Source organism: Cytobacillus solani (assembly GCF_001420595.1).
GTDB classification, from domain to species: Bacteria; Bacillota; Bacilli; order Bacillales; family Cytobacillaceae; genus Cytobacillus; species Cytobacillus solani.
The window spans coordinates 1,473,279-1,496,789 of the sequence record NZ_LJIX01000006.1 but is presented as its reverse complement, the minus strand read 5'-3'; the positions used below and the strand labels follow the sequence as shown (position 1 = coordinate 1,496,789).

26 protein-coding genes, 1 tRNA gene and 1 pseudogene are annotated in these 23,511 nt (G+C 36.4%); 7 read left to right on the top strand and 21 right to left on the bottom strand.

Translation table 11 applies throughout. The features are described from left to right. The first annotated feature begins 91 nt into the window (after positions 1-91). Together AN957_RS09200 and AN957_RS09195 are read left to right on the top strand one after the other, a co-directional pair. Complete coding sequence (locus AN957_RS09200; protein ID WP_056683598.1) at positions 92-454, top strand: hypothetical protein; 363 nt, start codon at positions 92-94, stop codon at positions 452-454. A gap of 39 nt (positions 455-493) precedes the next feature. Continuing rightward, entirely contained in the window at positions 494-1,078 is a 585-nt protein-coding gene (locus AN957_RS09195) for a peroxiredoxin family protein (RefSeq protein WP_056683595.1), read from the top strand. Positions 1,079-1,125: 47 nt separating this feature from the next. On the opposite strand, the gene AN957_RS09190 is transcribed toward AN957_RS09195, so the two are convergent. The 10 genes from AN957_RS09190 to AN957_RS09145 form a co-directional block, all read right to left on the bottom strand. Continuing rightward, complete coding sequence (locus tag AN957_RS09190; protein ID WP_053475308.1) at positions 1,126-1,902, bottom strand: sulfite exporter TauE/SafE family protein; 777 nt, start codon at positions 1,900-1,902, stop codon at positions 1,126-1,128. 127 nt (positions 1,903-2,029) lie between these two features. Continuing rightward, a complete protein-coding gene (locus tag AN957_RS09185) occupies positions 2,030-3,157 on the bottom strand; it encodes an MBL fold metallo-hydrolase (RefSeq protein ID WP_053475307.1) in 1,128 nt (375 codons plus the stop codon). A 40-nt stretch (positions 3,158-3,197) separates the two neighbouring features. Further along, positions 3,198-3,776 carry a sulfurtransferase TusA family protein gene (locus AN957_RS09180; protein ID WP_053475306.1) on the bottom strand — a complete coding sequence of 193 codons (579 nt, stop codon included), beginning with the start codon at positions 3,774-3,776 and terminating at the stop codon, positions 3,198-3,200. 75 nt (positions 3,777-3,851) lie between these two features. Then, positions 3,852-4,331 (bottom strand): DsrE/DsrF/DrsH-like family protein, encoded by a 480-nt coding sequence (locus tag AN957_RS09175; protein WP_053475305.1) that lies wholly within the window; start codon positions 4,329-4,331, stop codon positions 3,852-3,854. Positions 4,332-4,393: 62 nt separating this feature from the next. Beyond that, on the bottom strand, positions 4,394-4,621 hold the full coding sequence (locus tag AN957_RS09170; protein WP_053475304.1) for a sulfurtransferase TusA family protein: 228 nt from the start codon (positions 4,619-4,621) through the stop codon (positions 4,394-4,396). An 84-nt stretch (positions 4,622-4,705) separates the two neighbouring features. Next, positions 4,706-5,311: an SAM-dependent methyltransferase gene (locus tag AN957_RS09165; protein ID WP_053475303.1), complete on the bottom strand. Its 606-nt coding sequence runs from the start codon at positions 5,309-5,311 to the stop codon at positions 4,706-4,708. A gap of 567 nt (positions 5,312-5,878) precedes the next feature. After that, complete coding sequence (locus AN957_RS09160) at positions 5,879-7,531, bottom strand: CoA-disulfide reductase (RefSeq protein WP_056683592.1); 1,653 nt, start codon at positions 7,529-7,531, stop codon at positions 5,879-5,881. Between the two features lie 50 nt (positions 7,532-7,581). After that, positions 7,582-7,878: a rhodanese-like domain-containing protein gene (locus AN957_RS09155; RefSeq protein WP_053477488.1), complete on the bottom strand. Its 297-nt coding sequence runs from the start codon at positions 7,876-7,878 to the stop codon at positions 7,582-7,584. Between the two features lie 23 nt (positions 7,879-7,901). Further along, positions 7,902-8,261 (bottom strand): rhodanese-like domain-containing protein, encoded by a 360-nt coding sequence (locus AN957_RS09150; protein WP_053475301.1) that lies wholly within the window; start codon positions 8,259-8,261, stop codon positions 7,902-7,904. Between the two features lie 67 nt (positions 8,262-8,328). Then, entirely contained in the window at positions 8,329-8,589 is a 261-nt protein-coding gene (locus AN957_RS09145; protein WP_053475300.1) for a metal-sensitive transcriptional regulator, read from the bottom strand. Between the two features lie 219 nt (positions 8,590-8,808). Between AN957_RS09145 and AN957_RS09140 the strand changes: the two genes are divergently transcribed. Next, positions 8,809-10,404: a catalase gene (locus AN957_RS09140; RefSeq protein WP_056683589.1), complete on the top strand. Its 1,596-nt coding sequence runs from the start codon at positions 8,809-8,811 to the stop codon at positions 10,402-10,404. 363 nt (positions 10,405-10,767) lie between these two features. Here AN957_RS09140 and AN957_RS09135 read toward each other — a convergent pair whose 3' ends face one another. The 6 genes and pseudogenes from AN957_RS09135 to dapA form a co-directional block, all read right to left on the bottom strand. Next, complete coding sequence (locus tag AN957_RS09135; protein WP_053475298.1) at positions 10,768-11,316, bottom strand: histidine phosphatase family protein; 549 nt, start codon at positions 11,314-11,316, stop codon at positions 10,768-10,770. 37 nt (positions 11,317-11,353) lie between these two features. Then, positions 11,354-11,809, bottom strand: coding sequence for a GNAT family N-acetyltransferase (locus tag AN957_RS09130; protein ID WP_053475297.1), 456 nt, complete (start codon positions 11,807-11,809; stop codon positions 11,354-11,356). Between the two features lie 263 nt (positions 11,810-12,072). Then, positions 12,073-12,620, bottom strand: a pseudogene (locus AN957_RS09125) (GNAT family N-acetyltransferase); the annotation flags it as partial. Positions 12,621-12,992: 372 nt separating this feature from the next. Then, the gene (gene abaF / locus AN957_RS09120) at positions 12,993-14,300 is read right to left on the bottom strand and encodes a fosfomycin efflux MFS transporter AbaF (RefSeq protein WP_053475296.1); all 1,308 of its coding nucleotides are present in this window, start codon (positions 14,298-14,300) and stop codon (positions 12,993-12,995) included. Between the two features lie 31 nt (positions 14,301-14,331). Beyond that, positions 14,332-15,816 (bottom strand): aldehyde dehydrogenase, encoded by a 1,485-nt coding sequence (locus AN957_RS09115; RefSeq protein ID WP_056683586.1) that lies wholly within the window; start codon positions 15,814-15,816, stop codon positions 14,332-14,334. A gap of 19 nt (positions 15,817-15,835) precedes the next feature. After that, complete coding sequence (gene dapA / locus AN957_RS09110; RefSeq protein ID WP_053475294.1) at positions 15,836-16,699, bottom strand: 4-hydroxy-tetrahydrodipicolinate synthase; 864 nt, start codon at positions 16,697-16,699, stop codon at positions 15,836-15,838. A gap of 565 nt (positions 16,700-17,264) precedes the next feature. On the opposite strand from dapA, the gene AN957_RS09100 reads away from it, so the two are divergent. Then, entirely contained in the window at positions 17,265-17,807 is a 543-nt protein-coding gene (locus AN957_RS09100) for a helix-turn-helix domain-containing protein (protein ID WP_053475292.1), read from the top strand. Between the two features lie 200 nt (positions 17,808-18,007). Here the strand turns inward: AN957_RS09100 and AN957_RS09095 are convergent. The 5 genes from AN957_RS09095 to AN957_RS09075 form a co-directional block, all read right to left on the bottom strand. Beyond that, positions 18,008-18,079: transfer RNA gene (locus AN957_RS09095), tRNA-Val, on the bottom strand. Positions 18,080-18,250: 171 nt separating this feature from the next. Beyond that, positions 18,251-18,901: an amino acid ABC transporter permease gene (locus AN957_RS09090; RefSeq protein WP_056683584.1), complete on the bottom strand. Its 651-nt coding sequence runs from the start codon at positions 18,899-18,901 to the stop codon at positions 18,251-18,253. A gap of 11 nt (positions 18,902-18,912) precedes the next feature. Beyond that, positions 18,913-19,566, bottom strand: a complete 654-nt coding sequence (locus AN957_RS09085) for an amino acid ABC transporter permease (protein ID WP_056683581.1) — start codon at positions 19,564-19,566, stop codon at positions 18,913-18,915. 72 nt (positions 19,567-19,638) lie between these two features. Continuing rightward, complete coding sequence (locus AN957_RS09080) at positions 19,639-20,451, bottom strand: transporter substrate-binding domain-containing protein (protein ID WP_056687118.1); 813 nt, start codon at positions 20,449-20,451, stop codon at positions 19,639-19,641. A 28-nt stretch (positions 20,452-20,479) separates the two neighbouring features. Further along, complete coding sequence (locus tag AN957_RS09075; protein WP_056683579.1) at positions 20,480-21,208, bottom strand: amino acid ABC transporter ATP-binding protein; 729 nt, start codon at positions 21,206-21,208, stop codon at positions 20,480-20,482. A gap of 370 nt (positions 21,209-21,578) precedes the next feature. Here AN957_RS09075 and AN957_RS09070 point away from each other — a divergent pair, with 370 nt between their 5' ends. From AN957_RS09070 to AN957_RS09060, 3 genes are all read left to right on the top strand, one after another. Continuing rightward, the gene (locus AN957_RS09070; protein ID WP_056683576.1) at positions 21,579-22,304 is read left to right on the top strand and encodes an alpha/beta hydrolase; all 726 of its coding nucleotides are present in this window, start codon (positions 21,579-21,581) and stop codon (positions 22,302-22,304) included. 241 nt (positions 22,305-22,545) lie between these two features. Continuing rightward, positions 22,546-23,058 (top strand): YjcG family protein, encoded by a 513-nt coding sequence (locus tag AN957_RS09065; protein WP_053475287.1) that lies wholly within the window; start codon positions 22,546-22,548, stop codon positions 23,056-23,058. A 6-nt stretch (positions 23,059-23,064) separates the two neighbouring features. Further along, complete coding sequence (locus tag AN957_RS09060; protein WP_053475286.1) at positions 23,065-23,487, top strand: GNAT family N-acetyltransferase; 423 nt, start codon at positions 23,065-23,067, stop codon at positions 23,485-23,487. Positions 23,488-23,511: the final 24 nt, after the last annotated feature.

The following is a 23,511-nucleotide window of genomic DNA, read 5'->3' as shown; positions in this document are numbered from 1 at the left end:
AATAAAAGGAAGTACCATATCCATCAAATTACTTACTTCTTTCATTATTCTTAATCAAACTTTAACAAAATGATCCCATAATTAAGGAGATATGCCCCTATCCATTGTCTATTATAACGGCGGGACAAAAGGGCATATGCTAGCAGAGGCTATTCTCTCCTTGTATCTGCTTTTTATCGCAGGCAAGAAAAAAGAAATGGCTCAGGTTTCTTTGCTTTATTTTATTTGCTATGAAACTGTTATTAATATACTAGAACCAGATTGGATAGAAATGATCATTCACTCCATCGTGTTATTAGGATATTTATTTACCCTTTATATCCTTAATAGAAAAAAAACGCTGCTTTTCAATCAACTTTTTACTGTATTCATCCTGTTGGAATTGTTTGTATTTAGCTTATTCCATTCAATCCTTTCGCTAGAGGCATTGACTTTTCCTGGATTGGAATCATAACACTCATTCTATCTAAATATCATAAGGAGGGGTTCAGTATTGAGTAAAAATCTACTATCCATAGCCATCCTAATATTAGCCATGGGTATTGTATTCGTGAATGTATGGAAGCCATCTCAGGCAGATGGAGAAAAGGATCTTCCTAAAGAAGAAGCTTTTCGTGGAAGTGAGGAGATCCCTGGTGCAAGTTTTTCAAAGGTGAAGGAAGGCAGACCTGCGCCTGACTTTGAATTAACCACCTTAGACGGTGAAACTATCAAACTATCCGATTACAAAGGGAAAAAGGTTATTTTAAATTTCTGGGCAACATGGTGCCCGCCTTGTAAGGCTGAGATGCCTCATATGCAAAACTTCTATGAAGAAAACAATAATAAAGGAATTGAAGTATTAACTGTAAATCTTACCAATATCGACAAAGGCGAGGAAAACATCAAAACTTTTGTTAAAGAATATGGGCTCACCTTTCCGATCCCCCTCGACGAAAACGGATTGATTGGACCTCAGTATCAAGCTTTTACCATTCCTACCAGCTATATAATTGATTCAAATGGAATGATTACAAAGAAAATTGTCGGTCCAATGGACGAGGCAATGATGAAGAATTTAACAAACAATATTAAATAAAGTTCAAAAAAAGACGTATCAATAACGTCTTTTTCTTTTGAATTAAATTATAAAATATCGATCCATATCTTTACTGAAGTTGCCAAAATTAATACAGCTAAAATCATCTGTAATACTTTTGTATTTATCCTTTTGCCGGAATAAGCTCCAAGAGGTGATGCAATAAGACTTGCTGCCACCATGATAAGCGCAGGAAAATACTCCACTTGCCCTGTCGTAATCTTCCCAACCGCTGAACCAATTGATGAGATAAATGTTATGGCAAGTGAGGAGGCAATAGTCATACGTGTAGGTATCTTTAACACAACAAGCATGATAGGCACTAACAGGAATGCTCCCCCTGCACCAACGATTCCAGCCCCTATACCGACGATTAATGCAAGTGATGCGGCAAGCCATTTGTTAAATTTCACCTGTTCTAAAGGAATTTCATCAATCCCTTTTTTCGGAACTAACATCATAACTACTGCAATTAAAGCAAGAATTCCATAAACGACATTAATTCCACCTTCAGTCATATGAGTTGAGCCAAATCCGCCGATAAAACTGCCAATTAGAATGCTAATACCCATGTAAGTAATTAAAGTTTTATTTAGGAATCCACCTTTACGATAAGCCCAAACACCACCAATCGTGGCAAAAAACACTTGAATGGCGGTTATTCCAGAAACCTCATGTGAACTAAAATTTGCCACACCAAGTGCTGCTGGAATTAAAAGCAGCATCGGGAAGTTAATAATCGATCCACCTACCCCTAGCAACCCCGAAATATAAGATCCAATAAATCCAATTAAAAAAATGGTTATTATAAATTCAATGTCCATCTTCTTTCCTCCTAAGAAAAGGGAACCTGAACCGGTTCCCTTTTTATATGAGATACTATTAATCCAAACTTTTACTAATATTTCCTCCCCTTATATTAGAGGTCAATTGTTAAGCCTACATTAAGATTTACCTAACAGCACAGCGATTAGGACCAATTTCCATCTCACGCTGCTGCTCTTCATCTGGATAGATTTTCCCCATATTTGTTTGACGAATTTCCTGAAAGGCATTTGGCTGCGGCGGCAAATTTTCTGTTACAAGTTTTCTAAACTCGTTTTCATCTTCAATGTTTAACCCATGATTGTTTTCAAACAAAGTGCCTAATTTTTCTGCTACGCTTCCATTTTCATTTAATTCATCAATGATCATAAAATGAGCCGGCAGAACGATGAGTTCCTCAGAAAGCTCTCGATAGCTTGAATATAAACTTTCTCTTAAATCACCAACCCAGTCCTCTGCCATTCCAGCAAGATCAGGTCTTCCGATCGAATCAACGAATAAAATATCCCCTGAAAGTAAGAACTTTTCATCAACGACAAAGGATGTAGAACCAATTGTATGTCCTGGAGAATATAATGCGTGAATATCAATAGCGGTATTTCCAATTCTCACGATATTTCCACCTTCAAGCGGACTGTAATCAAAGGTTACCTCCTCTGCGTCTTTAGGAGGCAGCCAGTAGGCAGCATTAGTTTTCTCTGCAATCACTCTACCCCCAGATATATGATCTGCATGTAAATGTGTATCAAATACATGTGTAATCGTTACATCCAAGTTTTTAGCAAATTCAAGATAATGATTAATCATACGTGTGGCATCGATTATAGCAGCTTCTCCATTTGAAACAACCATATAGGATAAGCAGCCTTTACCAATACGAACGAATTGATAGATTTCTCCACCGTTGTATAGATCCCCAACTTTCACAGGCTCTAAGTGCTCACTCCAAGCCTTCATTCCTCCCTCTAGATAGGATACTGATAAGCCTGCTTCAGATATCATATCGGCTACCATGATAGAGGAACCTTCCTTTGCACATACAACAAGTATATTTTTACTAGAAGGCAGCTTATCCAGCATATCTTCGACCCCATCAAGCAATTCAAAGTAAGGAATATTTAAATAATCGAAGTTTTCTCCTTCAATTTTCCAGTCTGCAAAATCTGCTTCATTTCGTACATCTAAAATAAATAATTCTTCTTTATTAATAACTTTTCGTGTCACTTCTTTTGGTGTCATTGGTTTAACTGACATTCACAATTACCCCCTGCGGTATATAATAAGTTAAATTTTTTTACTTTCTTTGAACACTATCCATTTCACCAAACCATTGACTCATGCCTGGCAGAACATTAACAACATGGATAAAGCCTTTTTCTGTTAACTTTTGGGCAGCAAGATCACTGCGATTTCCTGTACGGCATACAACGAAAATATGATCCTCTTTGTTTAATTCGTTTAATCGATCTTTTAATTCTCCCAAAGGAATAGATCGTGCATTTGGAATATGGTTAAAGGCAAACTCTGCCGCTTCCCTTACATCCAGTACAACGATATTTTCATTCATGTTTAGTTTTTTCTCAAGCTCTTCATTACTTATTACATTTGGATGTTTTTTTTCAATCGTTTCATCACTAGATGACTTTCTTAAATAATGCTTTAATACATCTCCCTCTTCGAGTGTTCCCAAATACTGATGACCGCTACTCTCAGCCCAAGCTTTTAAGTCTGCTATTGAGCCTTTATCTGTCGCCTGAACTTCTAGAACGAGACCAGCTTCCAATTCATTCATCGCCTTTTTCGTTTTCACAATCGGCATTGGACATGCTAATCCTTTTGCATCTAATCGTACATTTGCTTTAATTGTCTCCATTCATAAGCCTCCAAATCAATATATACCTATATAGGTATTATTATTCTTAAAAAGTTTTAATCTAGCCTATTTTTATTAGATAAATAAGTTTACATTCCCATCCTCTGCATCTGCTAAATAAGCTGCCACTCCAGCGTATTCAATATTCTCCAATAGCTCTTCTTGCTGCAATCCTAATAAATCCATTGTCATCGTACATGCGACTAACTTAACCTCTTGTTCTTGCGCCATTTCAATTAGCTGAGGAAGAGACATCGCATTATGCTTTTTCATGACATCTTTAATCATTTTCGGACCAAAACCAGCAAAGTTCATTCTGGAAAGACCCATTTTTTCTGCACCTCTAGGCATCATCTTACCAAACATTTTTTCCATAAAGCCTTTTTTAACGTCAATCTGCTCATCTTTGCGCAAGGCATTTAATCCCCAAAATGTATGGAATATGGTTACTTCATGATCATAGGCTGCTGCACCATTGGCAATGATATAAGCTGCCATTGACTTATCATAATCCCCACTGAATAATACAATCGTTGTTTTTTTCTTTTCGCCCATAATTTCCTCCTATATAATTCATTTTACGACTACCCGTATAGGTATCTATGAATCAAAAAAAATTACCCTTTTTTTAACCAAAACTTCAGCACATTATTTTCTTCTTCATGCTTCAAAAGCTCATGTCCACTTGATTTTGCCCATGCGGTTAGGTCATTTTTAGCACCTTTATCAGTTGAATGAACCTCTAATACTTGACCAGATTCAAGTTCATTTATTGCCTTCTTTGTTTTAACGATTGGCATTGGACATGCTAAACCTTTTGCATCTAATACTTTATCTACTATCATTTTTATTCCTCCAAGTTTTTATTTTACTATTACCCCTATGGGTATATTACTAAAAGAAAAAAAGAAAGTCAACCAAAAAAATTATCATTTTTTAAGCGGTTTTTGTCCAACAAACTGGATCACATGGGATAAACCTTTATGCAGTTCTCCTTCATTTCGTTCAACCTCTCCTATAAAAAAGTGAACAATACGCCAATCTGAAAAAGTTTGCAAAAATTCTTCAGGAGTATATAAAAAGCCTATATCTTTAGGTCCTCCGCTTTGATAAGGAATTTGGCAGTTAGAATATACTTCAGATATAAAATATCCGCCAGGCTTAACTGCCTCTTTAATTCCCCTAAGTGTTTTTATGCGCAAATCTTTTGGGAAGTGACCAAAAATACATACTAGCTCATCCCATAACTCTTTCTTCCAATGTGCTTCATTTAAGTCGACAAGCTCAGTATGAACGGTTACACCCCGTGTTTCAGCAAGCTGTTTCGTTTTTATCAGCCCAGATTCTGCATAATCCCATGCAGTTACATTCATTCCTTGTTCAGCTAAAAAAACCGCATTTCTTCCTTCCCCTTCAGCTATAGCCAAGACATTACCTGATAATTGAAGCCGTTTCTGTGTTTCTGCTAGAAACACATTCGGCTCAGTTCCATAAACATAGCTCTCATCTTGAAAACGTATATTCCATGGATTCATATTCTATCCCCCTCTATATATAGCTTTTCTTAAGCCTTTATAGGCGAATCACGATAAATTGCCCCCCGTCAAATAAAGTTTTTGTATAATCTATTTTCACATGATCAAAATACACGTGATCTCTTTCACTAATTAAAAAGTGGATTCCACTTTCTTCTACTATTTTATCATTGTCTAAAGCTGACTCTTCCAGAGTCAGGCGAAGCTTAGGTCCCCCTCAGCCAATTCCCATCGATAAGCGAATAAATGGTGTTTTTCCTTCATTGATCACATCTTGAATTTCTTCCGTAATGATTGAAATTGCTGCCTGAGTTATTTTAACCATACTACAAACCCTCCTAAAATCATTTTTAATTACCCATACGGGTATATTATAGGTAATTTATTTGTTAGTCAAATTGTTTGTTTTATATTATTTTTATTATTAATGCACTTATTATCTATGGGTACCAATTTAAAATAGATCACTCAAAATTGACTATAAAAGCAGGTAAATTTCATTTGTATCGAAATCCCCCTGCTTTTTAGGCTAAAACTTTTTTACCGTTTTTCTTAGAAAAAAGCCTCTTAATTGCGTCCGAAAACAGAAGAATACGTTTTCCATCCGCCATCAACATTCTTAACATCATACCCATTATTTTTAAGAATCCTGCTTGCTAAATACCCTCTTAGACCAACCTGACAACTAACATAAATGGTTTGATCCTTTGGAAGTTTGTCTAATTTCTCACGAAGTTCATTTAATGAAATATTTATAGAACCGGCAATAAATCCATTTTCGCGTTCTTTTGTTTCTCTAACGTCAATTAATAATCCACCTTTAACAATAATTTCATCGATCTCATGCCATTGTACCTGTTCCAGTTCCCCTTCCATGACGTTCGTTGCCACATATCCCGCCATGTTCACTGGATCTTTTGCAGAGGAATAGGGTGGGGCGTATGACAATTCTAAATAAGTTAAATCTTCAACGGTTAATCCGCCTTTTATTGCTGTTGCAATTACATCTATTCTTTTATCCACTCCATCTGCTCCAACCGCTTGAGCCCCAAAAATTCTTCCTGTTTCTTGATCAAAAATTAATTTTAATGAGATTGATGCAGCACCAGGATAATACCCTGCATGAGAGCTTGGATGAATATGAACAACCTCGTATGGAATTCCTAACCGTTTTAACGTTTTTTCGTTATTTCCGGTTGAAGCGACAGTTAAATCAAACACCTTTGCAATTGAAGTCCCTAGCGTTCCTTGATACGTCTCTTTTTTGCCCATCAAATTATTTGCGGCAATCCGTCCTTGGCGATTAGCTGGGCCAGCAAGCGGAATCATCGCCTTCATGCCGCTAATGTAATCGACTACCTCCACTGCATCACCAACAGCATAAATATCCTCATTCGATGTTTGAAGATATTCATTGACGAGGATTCCACCACGTTCACCTATCACAAGACCAGCCGACTTTGCCAATTCATTTTCCGGCTTTACGCCAATAGACAAAATTGTCATATCTGTTTCTATTTCAGTTCCATCTGACAAGAAAATCTTCCTGCCATTTTCAGCAAATGATTGAACACCATTTTCTAAGATTAGCTTCACACCTTTATCTATTAAATGATTGTGCAAAATATTAGCCATTTCAAAATCAATCGGTGCCATAATTTGATTAGCCATCTCGATAATTGTTACTTCCATTCCTCTTTCCGCGAGGTTTTCAGCCATTTCTATTCCTATGAATCCACCTCCGATCACAACAGCCTTCTTAGGATTTTGGTTATCAACATAGCTTTTGATTTTATCTGTATCCGGAATATTTCTTAGCGTAAATAATGTTTCATTTTCTTCTAAACCAGGGATTGGCGGAACAATTGGTTTTGCACCAGGCGAGAGTAAAAGCTTGTCATATGTTTCATCATATACTTCCTCTGTTTGCAAGTTTTTAATAGTAACTTTTTTGTATTCTGGATTGATCTCGATAACTTCACTTAAATTGCGAATATCCATATTAAAACGTTCAGACATGCCTTTAACCGTTTGTACTAATAGCTTTCCTCTCTCTTTAATCGTTTCACCAATATAATAAGGCAAACCACAATTAGCAAAAGAGATATATTCACCTCGTTCAATGAGAATAATTTCTACATCTTCGCTAATTCTTCTTAACCTTGCAGCAGCCGTTGCTCCTCCGGCAACCCCGCCAACGATGATAACCTTCTGTTTCATAACTTCCCCTCCAAATATATACCTACTTAGGTATTATTTTATATAAATTATTATTCAACTTTTCCTTCCCATGAAAGCATTCCGCCAGTCATATTAATGACTTGAAAGCCATAGGTATCAAGCAATTGTGCTGCTCTCCCACTTCTTCCGCCAGATCGGCAAACGATTATATACTCCTTTGTCTTCTCTAACTCATGCATACGAAATTCAACTAAACCTAGTGGCATATTAACTGCTCCTGGAATCTTTCCCTCAGCAACTTCCTCCGTTTCTCGAACATCGATAATATTGAGTTCTTTTCCTTCATTTAATAGTGTTTCTACTTCTTTCGCAGTAATTGTTTTCATCATTCATTTCCTCCGCTTCTTAGTTACGACCAGGCGCTCATGCCGCCTTTGACATTCGTTACATTTTTAAATCCTAGTTTTTTTAATAATTTACTAGCTTTGTTGCTTCTCATGCCACTTTGACAGATAACGATTACCTCTTTGTCCTTTGATAGCTCATTTGCTTTTTTAGCTAATTGTTGAAGAGGAATATTGATAAATCCACGGATATTGCGCGAATGAAATTCTCCAGGTGTTCTTACATCAATAAATTGTTTATTTTTATTAGTTAATTCTTTTTTCAATTCTAATGTACTAATTTGTCTTACACCTTTTGTCGGTAACATCCGTGATATAATTAAAAGAATGACAAGCACGAAAATAATATACTTTAAATATTCCATTTGTATCTCCTTTCATTACCCCCATAGGTATATAAATATCTAAAAAAAGAAGTTTCCTTCTTCTTTATTACCTGCTTTTCACAAGCAGGTTGACTGCTTCTTTAATCAATTCATCTGTTTTTTCTCCATTTCTTTCTGCCTCAAGAACACATTCCACTAGATTAGAACTAACAATGACACCTACTGTTCGATCGACGGCTGAACGAACCGCTGACAATTGGGTAATCACTTCTTTACAATCTTTATTGTCTTCCATCATTTTCAAAATCCCTCTTAACTGCCCTTCCATTCGCTTCACTCTATTTTTAATTTGATCATTATACTCCATGAGATAACCCCTTTCTATCACTTAATCGTTCATCTACGTATAACTTACAGAGCAGAATTAGTATGATCTTATATCGTTATATTATACCCTTATAGGTATATTGTCAACGAATCATTTTTAACTAAATGAGGATTTTTTTATACTAGCTGGGGAAAATAGCCTATGTAGTTGAAAAATACTAGGATACGTATGTTTATTAACACTAAAGGAGATAGGAAGATGACAAATGAACAAAGTAGCCATGAAACAAATGTAGAAAACGAAAATACGCTAACGAACAGGCAAGGTCACCCAGTTACAAATAACCAAAATATAAGGACAGTTGGAAATCGAGGACCTGCTACATTAGAAAATTACGATTTCATTGAGAAAATCAGCCACTTTGACAGAGAGCGTGTTCCTGAACGTGTCGTTCATGCCCGCGGTGCAGGAGCGCATGGTTATTTCGAAACATATGGGACAGCCGGTGATGAACCCGTTTCTAAATATACACGTGCGAAATTATTCCAAGAAAAAGGTAAACAAACCCCTGTCTTCGTTAGGTTTTCATCTGTTATCCATGGCGGTCATTCTCCTGAAACTCTTCGTGACCCACGTGGATTTGCTGTTAAGTTTTATACAGAGGACGGGAACTGGGATCTTGTTGGGAATAACTTGAAAATTTTCTTTATCCGAGATGCGATTAAATTCCCAGATATGATTCATGCGTTTAAGCCTGACCCAATAACGAATATTCAGGACAGTCAGCGTTTTTTTGACTTTTGTGCAAGCTCTCCTGAAACATTCCATATGGTGACATTTGTCTATTCCCCATGGGGGATTCCAGCCAACTACCGAATGATGCAGGGGTCAGGTGTGAACACATATAAATGGGTAAACAATGATGGGGTAGCAGTCCTTGTTAAATATCATTGGGAGCCGAAACAAGGAATCAAAAACCTGACAATGAAAGAAGCAAGTGAAATTCAAGCAACGAATTTCAATCATGCAACACAGGATCTATATGAAGCGATTGAGCGTGGAGAATACCCTGAATGGGAGCTTCTTGTTCAAATTATGAGCGACGATGAGCACCCAGAATTAGATTTTGATCCACTCGATGATACAAAGCTTTGGCCAGAGGATCAGTTCCCATGGCTTCCAGTTGGAAAAATGATCTTAAATCGAAATCCAGAGGACTACTTTACTGAGGTAGAGCAAGCTGCATTTGGAACAGGTGTCCTTGTGGACGGGCTTGATTTTTCAGATGACAAAATGCTACAGGGTCGTACCTTCTCTTATTCAGACACACAGCGCCACCGTGTCGGAGCCAATTATTTGCAGCTGCCTATTAACGCACCAAAGAAGCGGGTCGCAACCAATCAAAGCGGCGGCCAAATGCAATATAAGGTAGATCGTGCACCTGGGCAAAACCCACATATTAATTATGAACCATCAATCTTAGGTGGATTAAAAGAAGCTGAACAAGTGGGAAAAGAATACACCCCTCAGATTGAAGGAAAGCTTGTCCGCCAATCCATCGACAGGCAAAGCAATACGAAACAAGCAGGTGAAACGTATCGCAGATTTGAGCAATGGGAAAAAGATGAGCTACTAGCAAACCTGATTTCTGATCTATCAACTTGTGATCAGCGAATTCAAGAGAAAATGATTGCACTTGCTGAAGAAGCTGATGACGAATATGGCAAGAGACTAAGAGAAGGGTTAGCTCATGCATCTAAAGAGGGATCCAATCAAAAGCCACTCGGAAGCAGAGGTGGGGATAAAGCACCTGAGAAAGCAATTGAAAAAGGACATGATGCTGAACCATATTAATTTTATTACCAAAGAAAATATTGTGACTTGGTGACAGTCATGAAAAGCAGATAATCGTGAAGCAAATAGGGCAGGACAAGTTCGGACTTGTTGATGATTTCTTGAGTCATCGTGTCCGAACTTGAGTCTACTTCAGACTACTTTGATGATTTCTTGACCTTTCGTGTCCGAACTTGATTCCACTTCAGACTACTTTGATGATTTCTTGACCTTTCGTGTCCGAACTTGATTCCACTTCAGACTACTTTTGCAGTTTCTTGAGCTTAAGTATCCGAACACGAGGCGAATTCGGATTAATTTGGGTTAAAATCATGAGAAATAAGAGATCCCCTTTACTAACTTAAGTGTAGGCCTCTTCATTCATTAATTTTCCTCCCATATTCTTCCAATCTGTACTTCATTATTTTTAAAACGCATAATAAACACATCTGGATTACTCAATTGCTGCCATTCATCAAAGCCAAAAGATTTATTGTAGAAGTTTAATAGTAATGACATGATATTTCCATGTGTGACGATTACCGAACTTTGTGCTTGGCTTCCGATCATTTCATTTACAACCTGCACGATGCGATCCATCGCTTCTTTACTAGATTCTCCGCCTTCATACCTTAAATCCATATCACTGAATGTCATCTTAAGTTTTTCGAACCAATCGGGCATCGAATTAGCACTAAGTACACGTTCTGCTAATCGCTCATCCGTCTCAATTTCAATAGTTATCTTCTGTGCAAAAGGCTTTATTGTTTCGACAGCACGCAAAAAAGGGCTTGAAAAGATTCTGTCCACTTTAATAGAACTTAGAAAATCTGCTAACTTTTCTGCTTGTTTTATCCCCTCTGCTGTCAATTGTGATTCGGGTGGCTGTCCCACAGCTTGGCAATGTCTAATTAAATAAATAGTCTTTTCCATCTTTCTCCCCACTTTCATAGAACAAAACCTACAACTATCAATACAAGTCCTGAGACAAACGGATCATATCCCTGCACCATATTCCATTTTCATAAATATCTTCCTCGTAATGTCTTATAAAAAAATCGGTATCAACACCAGTAATTCTAAATCCGCATTTTTGATAAAGAGCCAATTGCCCTACACTTGAATTCCCGGTTCCTAATTCAATCGTCTTGTACCCTTTTTCCTTAGATCGATGTATAGCATCTAGTATTAAATTCTTCCCTATTCCTTTACCTTGTTCAGCCTCGGATACAGCAACATTTACTAATTCAACTGTTTCAGGTCTAGTTGGAAGTATTACATATACACCATTGATTTCTTTTCCTTTTTCACATACATAGCATTCCCCTCGGTTCACATAATCCTCTATTAGTTTTCGAGAGGGGTCTGCTAATAATAATAGATTCATTGGCAGCTGTTCATTATCATTCAATCTTCGAATTTGCATCGTATCCTCCTAATTTGTGCATATTAAGTCACATAAATATTCTTATTGCCGCTGTTCCTCTAAATAGGTTGATTAAGAAAACCTGAAACTTATCAACAAAAATATCTGCAAAATCATTCCCTAACTCCTTAATTCACTGTATAAATGAGTAACCCATAAAGGATTTCCCTCTCCATAAATAAATAGTTCGAACCATCCTCTAGTAGTTTCTAACATTTCTTTTTTCCACATAGAATCCCCTCCACTATCCTAACTTAAATTTATTAGCAGAGTATTTTTTCGTAGCAAGTACATTCGTGTACTCTTTTAAACTTTCTTTTTATGTTTTCTTTACCTTGTCCAACATAATGTGCAAATGTTTGAACAGGAATTAGGTTGGGCATTTCACTTCTTATTTGTTCCTTTAGCTCCTTCCCGCCATCCATGTAAACGTGTAAATATGAATCTGTTTTTTTAAATTCATTCTTTTCATACCACCTCATTACCCAATCATCATCTCTCGTCATGCTTCCAAACGATTTAACTGCTTTTCTTTTGCTAATTGCTCAGCCTTCATTAGTAATCGTTTAGCAATCCCTCTTCTACGAAATTCTGGATGTACAGCAATATGCCAAATCATACCACCAAGACCAGTTCCTCTTGAACAAACAGTTCCTTCCTTCCATTCATATTCGATATCTAAAGGCCCCACGATTTGTCCTTCATCCACAGCTACTAGTTCAATAGATGGATTTTCATATTTTTCTTTTTCTTTTAGCACATGATCGAATTATGCCGTATCAAGAAATGATAGAACCCAGCCAGTTTCATCATTTTACATATAGTCTCTAATTTCCATAAATTTCTCCTCATTCAATGATAATCAAAAAAACTTGTTCTGAGGGACTCCTTCCAAAAATAAATAAAGACCTCGTATCCATACGAAGGTCTTTGTAAGTGAATTTGTATTCAGTATATATTGGTTTGAAGGAGGAAAGAGCCACCGTATTTAAAATCAAGTATGCAGTTTATATTTATCATATAAAATCCCTTCTCTTCCGTTCCTTACACATTAAATTATATCGAACTTTCAGAAAAAGTAAACTTAAATAATTATAGAGACCGTTTTTATCAAAATTTATTTTAAATCAAGAGTTTTAAAGTTTTTGTAAATGCCGATTAGCATCAGCCTTACTCAATAAACCTACTCTGCTTTCTTAAAAGTCAGTGATTTTCCTTTTGTTTCTTTCACTACCATTATACTTAAAATAGAAATGATACTTGATAGGACTAAATAAATTGAAATTGGGATGGAGCTATTAAATTTGTTTAGTAGGCTTAATGAAATTAATGGAGCCAATGAGCCTGCTAAAATGGGTGCTACTTGATAGCATAGAGATAATGCTGTATATCTGATATGAGTAGGAAATAATTCTGTCATTAATGCTGAGTATGGCGAATACGTCATCGATTGTATAAATAAACCAAATGTAATTGCAGTCATGATTAGCCAGTCATTTCCTGTATCCATCATTGGAAACCCAATAAATCCCCAGAAAGCAGTTAAAACGGCTCCAGTAATATAGATCGGCTTACGTCCCCAAACATCACTTAAATGTCCCATTAATGGGATAAAGAAAAAGTGGATAGCATGGGCACCAAACATTAATAATAATATTTGTGTAGTATCTTTATCCACCACAAGTTTTAAATAACTAATGGAGAAAGTTACAACCATATAATATAAGATGTTTTCTGCAAAACGAGCTCCAATACCTGCAATAATAGCCTTTTTATGGTATTTAAACACTTCAATAATTCCTAATTGCTGTTTTTCTAATTTAGCTTGTTTTTCTTGTGCCTCTTTGAAAACAGGGGCATCATCTATACTTTTTCGAATCCAAAGACCAATTAGTACAACAACTGCAGAAAACCAAAATGCTACGCGCCAGCCCCAGTCCAAAAATTGTTCAGGGCTTAAGTTTTTAGATAAAAGTAAAAGAATGATTGTTGCTATTAAATTACCCAAGGGCACGCCTGCCTGCGGCCAGCTTGCCCAGTAACCGCGCCTATCATTTGGGCTGTGCTCAGATACTAATATTACAGCTCCTCCCCATTCTCCTCCAAAAGCAAAACCTTGAATTAAACGTAATGTAACGAGTAAGATGGGAGCCCAGTAGCCAATACTATGGAATGTTGGAATACATCCCATTAAAAAGGTCGTAATCCCAACGATAATTAAACTAAGCTGTAATAATTTTTTACGCCCAATTTTATCACCGTAATGACCAAAGACAAGCCCTCCGATCGGTCTAGCTAAAAATCCTACCGCATAGAGTGCAAATGCAGCGAGGATACCGTCAATAGCACTTCCAGTTTGTCGGAAAAACAATTCTCCAAAAACTAGAGCTGAAGCTGTACCATACAAGAAAAATTCATACCATTCAGCTACAGATCCAATCATAGAAGCAGCAACTACTTTTTTTAGCTGCTTATTATCTGTTTTTGCCATATTTATTCCCCCATAAAAGCCAATCAAATTTTTATGAATTCATATACCAAATCACTTTTGTTTGCACATATTGTTCAAAAGCTTCTAAGCCGTTGTCTTTTCCACCGAAGCCAGATTGTTTAAAGCCTCCAAAAGGAGTGGTGATATCTCCTTCACTAAAACCATTTACAGAAACTGTTCCAGCTTTAATGGCACGTGCCACCCGCATCGTACGTTGTACATTCTGGCTGTAGAAAGAAGCAGCCAAACCGTAAGAGGTGTTATTGGCAAGGGCGATGGCTTCTTCTTCCGTTTCAAATGTGCTTACCGCTAATATAGGACCAAATACTTCGTTTTGGAACAAGGTCATGTTAGCGGTTACATTGTCAAAAATAGTGGGTTCTACGTACCAGCCGCTCCCCACTTCACTGTGAATATTGCCCCCAGTAACTAAACGGCCGCCTTCTTGCAGCGTAATGTCCAAGAATGATTTCACTTTATTAAAGTGTGCTTCTTCGACCATGGGGCCAATGGCAACAGATTCATCCATTGGGTTACCGACTTTCCAGCTTGTTAATTCAGATTTTAATTTTTCTAATAATACTTCTTTGATTGATTCATGCACAATTAAACGTGAACCGCAGCTGCAATTTTCACTCATATTCCAAAAGGCAGCAGATAGTATATGCGGAACAGCCGCATCCAAATTAGCGTCTTCAAACACCACTTGTGGACTTTTGCCACCGCACTCTAAAACAATTTCTTTGAGGTTGCTCTCTGCTGAGTACTTCAAGAAATAGCGGCCTACTTCAGTTGAACCCGTAAAGGAGACAATATCCACATCCATGTGACGACCTAATGGTTCGCCTACTTTTTCGCCCAAACCACACACCAAGCTTAGAGCACCTTTTGGCACACCTGCTTCATAAGCAAGTTCTGTCATCCGGAAAGCGCTAAGTGAAGTTAATTCCGCAGGTTTTACAATGACAGAATTACCGGCCGCTAAAGCGGGTGCCACTTTCCAAGCATACATTTGCGCAGGAAAATTCCAAGGCAATACCGCACCAACCACGCCAATAGGTTCAGTGACAATCAAGCCCAAAGCATCGTTGCTCGTAGGAGCGACTTTTCCAAAAAGTTTATCAACTGCTTCTGCATACCAATAAAAAGTATCGATTGTTGCTGGCATGTCAGTATTCAAACATTCGGTAATCGGTTTACCAGCATCCACGCAATCCAAGGCAGCCAATTCCTCACTGTGCTCTTCTAGCAATTGTGCCCAGCGAAGCATCACTTTTTTGCGCTCATTGGGGGATAATTGACTCCAACTACCTGCTTCGAATATGTCTCTTGCTGCCTTAACAGCAGCACCCACGTCCCGTGCATCCCCATCGGCAATATATCCAATTAAACTGTTGTCGATTGGGGTGCGGTTTTCTAATTTACCGGCTGTGCTCACAAAACCATCAATTAAGTTGCCTGCCCATAGTTTGCCTTCTTTGGCGAGGGCAAAGACTTGTTCTTTTGTTATAGTCATTTATCTCTCCTCCAGATTATTATTTAAAGAAAGCTAAGAATTCTGCTTTTTCTTCTACTGATAAATCAGATAAAGGCAGGCGAACCGTACCAACGTTGATTTCACCTTTTAAGCAGCCTAGTTTGGCTTTTTGATTGTAGTTACCTGACTCCATTGAGTAAATAGCAGGGTAAATATCGCTCATGATTTGTCGAGCCTTGTCCCAGTCACCAGCTTGGGCAGCATTAAACATGGCGACTTGCTCTTCCGGAAACACATTACCTGCACCAGCGATCCAGCTTTTCGCACCCCAGAAGAAAAAATCTACGGGTTGATCATCACACCCACAAATTACTTCAAAATTTTCAAATGGTGTTTGCAGCAAACGTAAAGCGCGGCTAAAGTCACCACTGCTTTCTTTAATTGCAACGATATTCTGATTCTTCGCCAAGTGCACCACTGTGTCATATTCAATTTCAATGCCTATGCGAGCAGGAAAATTGTACATGATAATAGGTAAATCGATTTCCGCTGCCACAGTTTCATAGTGAGCAATCACACCAGATTGATCAGGTAGACTATATGGTGGGGGTGCCAACATTAAGCCTTCATAGCCCATAGCTTTGGCTTGTTTGGCACGGTTAACGGCCCCTTCAGTGGATAAATCATTGATACCGGCAATCAAAGTTACGCGACCTTTGGCTACTTCTGCCACAGTTTTTAAAACCATTTCACGTTCTGCTTCATTTAAGGCGTAATATTCGCCAGTAGTGCCGCACACCACTAAGCCAGAAACACCTTTATCAATAAATGTGTTAGTCAATTGTTTTAATGTTTCTACATCCAAGTTTTGATCGCTTTTAAAAGGGGTAACCAAAGGAACTAAAATACCATGAAAATTCATCTTCATTCTCCTCAAATGTTAGATTTTATTTAATAATAGATTACTTAATTAATAATTATATATTGAAGTGACACTTCAATTAATTAAGATATTAACACACTGAATTTTCATTGTAAATGGAATTTTTAGAATTTTATAGAAGGAAATTCTCTACTTTCTAGATTTGTAATTACTTTCTTTTTAAGTATTACTTCATTTAATAATGTAATAGAACTTTTTTTACAATCTAATTTTTCCATCTTTATTGAATAAATATATGTTTTAATCAAATGAAGAGGATGCTTCATCTTCATTCCTGACAGAATCTCAAACAATTCGTTCATTTGCATAGAATTGCGTGTTACCTTGTTAATTTTTACGTACTTAGGTTCATTCATGTTGATTTTTGTGTTATTCTTATCCATGTGTGCTCTTTAAGTAGGGATTTGGACAGGATTACCATACCTAATAATTTGGAGCATTATTGTATTTTTTTTGCTATTTTATAGTAAAAGTAAATTGAGTTTCTTTGTAAATAAACTTCCCAGAATAGAAGGATTAATGTCAGTAAAGGGGGTTTGGAAAAGTGAACGATTTAATTGGAGAAAGAATAAAGAGTTTACGAAAAGAGCGCAAGTTAACATTAAAACAAATAGCAGATCATACTAATCTTTCAATCAGCTTTTTATCTCAAGTGGAACGTTCAAAATCATCCATAACGCTTGAATCATTGAAAAAAATATCTGAAGCACTTGGAGTTAACCCAAGTTACTTCTTTTCAAAATCTGATAGTAAAGATGCAACAACCGTTATGAGAAACGTAATAAAAACTAACACTCTTCATAACCCATTTTTTTATATGGATTTGGCGGGCAAAATTAAAAATCCACTATTTAATCCTATATTAGTCTTGCTTAATCCAGGAGCTAATAGAGAGGATTCTTATTCACATTCGGGGCAAGAATTTCTTTATGTTCTTGAAGGAAAACTTACAATTATTATTGACAAAGAGGAACATGATTTGAATCCCTTTGACTGTATTTTCCTAGATTCAACAACCCCCCACAATTGGATTAATAAAACAGATTCGATTGTAAAATTCCTTTGCATTTCAAGTACTCCTGTATAAGTCAGAATGGGGAAAATCAACACTTTATAATGGTTACCCCTCTCTATCAACTTGAGATACTTTACATGGAGGAAGCTCGTTTTACTGATTAGGAATAGTTAGCAATTGGAACTTAAAGATAAAAAAAGATCGCTTCCGAAGAAGCAATCTTTTTGACAGAAACCCTTTGTTCCGAAGGGTTTCACGGGTTTGGCACCCAATGATCTGAGAGGGATTTGAACCCCCGACCCCTACCCTGTCAAGGTAGTGTTCTCCCGCTGAACTATCAGATCGTAATATGCAAGAAACTATACTATCAATTATAATAAAATAGATTACAAAGTCAATATATTTTTCCTTACTTCTAGATTAATATCGATGAAATTTTGACTAATACCATTAAAAAATAAAGAAACCGATTTTCTTTTAAAGATTGAAAGACGGTTTCTTTATTACTATATTTATTATGCTTGCCTGCTTTCCAGCCTCCGAGCAATTAAAGATAAGCCATAATTAACAATGAAATACATAACTGATACTAAAATAAAAATTGGTATAACATAATTTATGTTCTGAGCATAAATAATTTGTGCATTATGCATTAATTCTGGCAATGCAATAATGACAGCCAAAGAGGTATCTTTCAGTAATGATATAAACTGACTAACAATTGGCGGAACCATTCTTCGAAGGGCCTGAGGCATAACTATTTTAGATAATGTTTGAATATAGGTTAAACCAGATGATCGGGCTGCTTCGATTTGTCCTTTATCAATTGAGTTCAATCCACTTCTAACAATCTCAGACAGCATTGCAGATTCAAATACAGTTAGTGCTGTGATAGCAGCAGCTGTAATACTCATTTTAATTCCTATTTCCGGAAGAGCAAAATAAGTAAAGAATATAATTAATAATAGAGGTAAATTCCTTATGGTTTCCACTATCAATGCTAAAACCTTTGATATAACGGGAATCTTTGCATACCTTAATGTTCCAATGATAATACCAATGATAAAACTCAATACAATCGAAATAAAGGCGATATAAAGTGTCACCATAAAACCATTAAAAAGGAATTTTAAATGATCGCCTGATAAAGCTCCTGCAAAATCCATAATTCCCCTCCTTAATGATTTCTAGCTAGACGTTTTTCTAGATACCCTACGCCAAGACTTAATGGAATGGTTAAGACAAGATAAAACAAGGCTACAAAAATATATACATCAAATGTAACAAATGTAGTTGAAGAAACAATATCACCGAAATACATTAAATCCAAACCAGCAACAATTCCTAAAATAGAAGAATTTTTCACTAGATTAATAAACTGGTTGCCAATTGGAGGGATGACGATTTTTATTGCCTGAGGCAGAATAATTTTTGTCATTGTTTGTAAATAGGTGAGACCTGATGATCTAGCTGCCTCCATTTGCCCCTTTGGTACAGATTGAATGCCTGCTCGAATCGCTTCCGCAATAAATGATGCTGTGTAAATAGCAAGAGCTATTGTACCTGCAACAAAACCCGATAAGGTTAATCCAAGAGCTGGAAGCCCGATAAAAAAGAAGAAGGTAATGATAAGAAGTGGAATGTTTCTTATAAACTCCACATATGCAGTACCAATCCAATTTAGAGGCTTAAGAGGAGAAATCCTGAATATTGCAATAATTACACCAAGAATAAAACTGCCTATAAGTGCAATGATGCTCGATAACACCGTATTTTTAAAACCTTCTAAATATGTATCCAAATTATTTATAAGTATAGATAAATCAATCATCCGAATCTCCCCCCTTTCTTAAGAAGTGGTCGGGATGAGCAATTGGACGCCCATCCCGAATCTTTTGCAGGTTTAGTTCGTTTTAATCCACTTACTGTGAATTTCATCATATTTTCCATTTTCCTTCAATTTCTTTAAAGCATCATTGATTGCATCAACTAACTCTGCATTTCCTTTTTTAACGGCAATTCCATAAGGTTCTTCAGTAAAGGTTCCACCGACTAGCTCATAGTTAGAGTCTTGATCAGCCATACCATAAAGAATCGAATCATCTGTTGTTAGCGCATCCCCCTGCCCAGATTTCAATGCAGTAAACGCTTCGGTATAGTTTTCAAATTCTAACACAGTTGTATCAGGGGCTTTTTCGCGAATATTTACTGCAGAAGTCGACCCTTTAACAGCAAGAACTTTAGTACCCTTTTTCAAATCCTCAATTCCTTTAATCGCACTTCCTTTTTTAACAAGCAATGATTGACCTGCATCGAAATAAACATCAGAGAAATCAACTTCTTTTTTACGTTCTTCTGATATTGTCATTGTCGCAACAATCGCATCAATATCTCCATTATTCAATAAAGGAATACGTGTTTTAGATGTAACTTCTTTAAACTCAACTTTCGATTCATCCCCAAGAATTTCTTTTGCTATTTCTTTAGAAATATCAATATCAAATCCTTCAACTTCACCTGTACTCGGATTCTTTAATCCAAACAATCTAGTATCATGTTTTACACCAAATACAATCTTATCCTTCTCTTTAATTTGTTCTAATGCATTTTTGCCTCCGGTTCCGCTTGTTTCCTTACTTCCATCTCCTCCACAAGCAGAAAGCAACAGTGTTGCACTTAATAAAACCATTCCAGCTATTTTTTTACTCTTACTCATAAACATACTATTAATCCCCCTCTTTTTTTTAATGATTTAATATACGGCTAAGAAACAAACGAGCCCTTTCTTCTTTTGGATTCGCATAGAACTCAGCCGGTTTTGCCTGTTCAAGAATTTGGCCATGGTCCATAAAAATAATGCGATCTGCTACTTCTTTCGCAAATCCCATCTCATGAGTAACCACTACCATTGTCATTCCTTCCTTTGCTAAGGCTTTCATTACATCAAGCACTTCGCCTATCATTTCAGGATCTAATGCAGAAGTAGGCTCATCAAAGAGCATAATATCCGGTTTCATTGCTAATCCTCTTGCAATTGCAACCCTTTGCTGCTGTCCCCCAGATAATTGGGAGGGATAACTATTTGCCTTATCAGGTATCCCCACCTTTTCTAGAAAGTACATAGCAGTTTTCTCAGCTTCTTCTTTGGTTTGCTTTAGAACCATAATTGGGGCAATTGTAATATTTTCAAGAACCGTTTTATGTGGATATAAGTTAAAATGCTGAAATACCATTCCAATATTTCTTCTTAACTGATTAATATCTGTTTTCTTATCATTTACTTCAGTATTATTAATTGTTAATTTCCCGTCAGTGATTGACTCCAACCGATTTATACAGCGGAGCATAGTACTCTTCCCTGAACCTGAAGGGCCAATAACAACAACGACCTCACCCTTCTCTATTTTTAGATTAATATCTTTAAGTACATGAAAGTCCCCATAATACTTGTTAACCGCTGCAAATTGAATCATATAACTCCCCCATAACTCATCATCAGTTATTTATGTATGTCATCTATCAATGAATTATCTTAATAAACTATTATTTTCCGCTAATTAATAATATTCTGACAGATATAAACATTATTTTACTATTTGTTTCAGAATTAGTAAATGTTTTTTTGATAATTGCAAATATTCACCTCCCTCTTATAGCAAGTAATCTCTAATAAAATATAGATAATAAAATGGTTTTTTCTATAAAAATACATATAATAACAGAAGTGTTTTTTATAATACGACAGATATTTTTCTTTTCACGAATCAAAAAAAAGCATTTCCACTTATATTATGTTAAAATATCATGCAAAGCTTTACATATCATCAAATGGAGGAATCATCGATGGAAAATTCTAGAGGATCAATTAGAGATGTAACATTTACGAGTAAAGAGTTGGGGGAAGATGTTGAACTGCTTATCTACTTGCCGGCCACGTTTACTCCTTTATATAAGTATTCAATTTTAATTGCTCCTGATGGCAAGGATTATTTTCAACTAGGAAGAATTGGGAGAACTGCTGATGAATTATTAAAGAATAGAGAAATTGAGAACATTATTATTGTTGGCATCCCATATAAAAATGTGGAAGATCGCTGGAAGAAATATCATCCAAACGGCGAACAGAACAAAGCATTTATACGTTTCTTAGCGCATGAGCTAGTACCATATTTAGATCAGGAGTTCCCTACGTATCAAATGGGAATGGGCCGTGCATTGATTGGTGATTCACTTGCAGCAACTGTATCAATAATGGCTGCTTTAGAGTACCCGCATACGTTTGGAAAAGTAATACTTCAATCACCGATGGTTGATGAGAAAGTCATGAATGCTGTTAAAGAAGTAACTCAGCCACATTTAACAAGTATTTATCATGTCATTGGGAAGCAAGAAACCGCTGTTCAAACGACTAAAAAAGAAGAAAAGGATTTCCTTACACCAAATAGAGAGTTATCTAAGCTGTTTAGTGAAAAGGGGTTCCCTTACTTCTACGATGAATTTGACGGTGACCATACATGGACACATTGGCAACCTGATTTAAAACGTGCATTAAAGAAAATGTTTTCTTAATATAATCGCTAAGCAAGCTTAGGATGATATTTATTAAGGATTGAGCGAAGCCTCGCTTTTAGGCGTGCTTCGCTTTTCTCTAAACTTTTTTAGATATTCCTTCTACCTATATTTGAAAATTAAGCATTCCTATACTTTATATTTGGAAAATTTGTTATAATGGGCATATACATTTTTTTCATATTGATTGCTGTTGCCCATTCAAATGAAGTTTATAAAATCTATTTATGGAGGTTATGTTATGAAGCTAGGTATCGTTATTTTCCCTTCAAAAAAATTGCAAGATGAAGCTAACTCATATCGAAAACGATATGACCCAAATTATTCGTTAATTCCTCCTCATTTAACTCTCAAACCAAGTTTTCACGCTTCCGAAGATCAAATTGAGCAGTTAACCGTCATTTTAGATGAGATTTCTAATCGTTTTGAACCTTTTCAAATAAAGTCCACAAAATTTAGTTCATTCAAACCAGTGAATAATGTCATTTACTTTAAATTTGAGGCTTCAGAAGTGCTTGAAGAACTGCAAAAAGTAATCAATGATAACATTTCTGGGGATATGCCTGAATATGCCTTTGTCCCTCATATTACCATTGGGCAGGAATTATCCAATGACGAGCATTCAGATGTATATGGATCGTTACGAATGAACCAATTTAATTATGAAGAAACAGTCGATCGTTTCCACCTGTTGTATCAGCTTGAAAATGGCTCTTGGACAGTTTATGAAACATTTCGGCTTGGAAAGGAATAAAAAATTGTGGAAGTAAAAATTGTATCAAATGATAATCAATTGCAAGAAGCTTTTTCTATTCGTAAAAAAGTCTTTGTTGAAGAACAGCAAGTACCGTTAGAAGAAGAAATTGATCAATATGAAGATGAGGCGGTTCACTTTCTTCTTTATGATCAGAACCTTCCAATTGGTGCTGGCAGATTTCGTCCAGTAGATGGCTTTGGAAAAGTTGAAAGAATTTGCGTTTTGGAAGATCATCGTAAATCAGGCTCAGGAAAAGCCATCATGGATAAAATAGAGGAATACGGAAAAAGGGAAGGTTATAAAAAATTAAAGCTAAATGCCCAAACTCATGCGATTCCCTTTTATAACAAACTTGGTTATGAAATTGTTTCAGAGGAATTTTTGGATGCGGGGATTCCACATCGCACAATGATAAAAAAGATTTAAAAAACTTCTGTCCAATGGGCAGAA

Bases quoted from the DNA above. Each gene is read 5' to 3' on its own strand.
- AN957_RS09200 (WP_056683598.1), top strand. From the start codon at position 92: ATGCCCCTATCCATTGTCTATTATAACGGCGGGACAAAAGGGCATATG.
- AN957_RS09190 (WP_053475308.1), bottom strand. From the start codon at position 1,902: ATGGACATTGAATTTATAATAACCATTTTTTTAATTGGATTTATTGGA.
- AN957_RS09185 (WP_053475307.1), bottom strand. From the start codon at position 3,157: ATGTCAGTTAAACCAATGACACCAAAAGAAGTGACACGAAAAGTTATT.
- AN957_RS09180 (WP_053475306.1), bottom strand. From the start codon at position 3,776: ATGGAGACAATTAAAGCAAATGTACGATTAGATGCAAAAGGATTAGCA.
- AN957_RS09175 (WP_053475305.1), bottom strand. From the start codon at position 4,331: ATGGGCGAAAAGAAAAAAACAACGATTGTATTATTCAGTGGGGATTAT.
- AN957_RS09170 (WP_053475304.1), bottom strand. From the start codon at position 4,621: ATGATAGTAGATAAAGTATTAGATGCAAAAGGTTTAGCATGTCCAATG.
- AN957_RS09165 (WP_053475303.1), bottom strand. From the start codon at position 5,311: ATGAATCCATGGAATATACGTTTTCAAGATGAGAGCTATGTTTATGGA.
- AN957_RS09160 (WP_056683592.1), bottom strand. From the start codon at position 7,531: ATGAAACAGAAGGTTATCATCGTTGGCGGGGTTGCCGGAGGAGCAACG.
- AN957_RS09155 (WP_053477488.1), bottom strand. From the start codon at position 7,878: ATGAAAACAATTACTGCGAAAGAAGTAGAAACACTATTAAATGAAGGA.
- AN957_RS09150 (WP_053475301.1), bottom strand. From the start codon at position 8,261: ATGGAATATTTAAAGTATATTATTTTCGTGCTTGTCATTCTTTTAATT.
- AN957_RS09145 (WP_053475300.1), bottom strand. From the start codon at position 8,589: ATGGAGTATAATGATCAAATTAAAAATAGAGTGAAGCGAATGGAAGGG.
- AN957_RS09140 (WP_056683589.1), top strand. From the start codon at position 8,809: ATGACAAATGAACAAAGTAGCCATGAAACAAATGTAGAAAACGAAAAT.
- AN957_RS09135 (WP_053475298.1), bottom strand. From the start codon at position 11,316: ATGGAAAAGACTATTTATTTAATTAGACATTGCCAAGCTGTGGGACAG.
- AN957_RS09130 (WP_053475297.1), bottom strand. From the start codon at position 11,809: ATGCAAATTCGAAGATTGAATGATAATGAACAGCTGCCAATGAATCTA.
- abaF (WP_053475296.1), bottom strand. From the start codon at position 14,300: ATGGCAAAAACAGATAATAAGCAGCTAAAAAAAGTAGTTGCTGCTTCT.
- AN957_RS09115 (WP_056683586.1), bottom strand. From the start codon at position 15,816: ATGACTATAACAAAAGAACAAGTCTTTGCCCTCGCCAAAGAAGGCAAA.
- dapA (WP_053475294.1), bottom strand. From the start codon at position 16,699: ATGAATTTTCATGGTATTTTAGTTCCTTTGGTTACCCCTTTTAAAAGC.
- AN957_RS09090 (WP_056683584.1), bottom strand. From the start codon at position 18,901: ATGGATTTTGCAGGAGCTTTATCAGGCGATCATTTAAAATTCCTTTTT.
- AN957_RS09085 (WP_056683581.1), bottom strand. From the start codon at position 19,566: ATGATTGATTTATCTATACTTATAAATAATTTGGATACATATTTAGAA.
- AN957_RS09080 (WP_056687118.1), bottom strand. From the start codon at position 20,451: ATGAGTAAGAGTAAAAAAATAGCTGGAATGGTTTTATTAAGTGCAACA.
- AN957_RS09075 (WP_056683579.1), bottom strand. From the start codon at position 21,208: ATGATTCAATTTGCAGCGGTTAACAAGTATTATGGGGACTTTCATGTA.
- AN957_RS09070 (WP_056683576.1), top strand. From the start codon at position 21,579: ATGGAAAATTCTAGAGGATCAATTAGAGATGTAACATTTACGAGTAAA.
- AN957_RS09065 (WP_053475287.1), top strand. From the start codon at position 22,546: ATGAAGCTAGGTATCGTTATTTTCCCTTCAAAAAAATTGCAAGATGAA.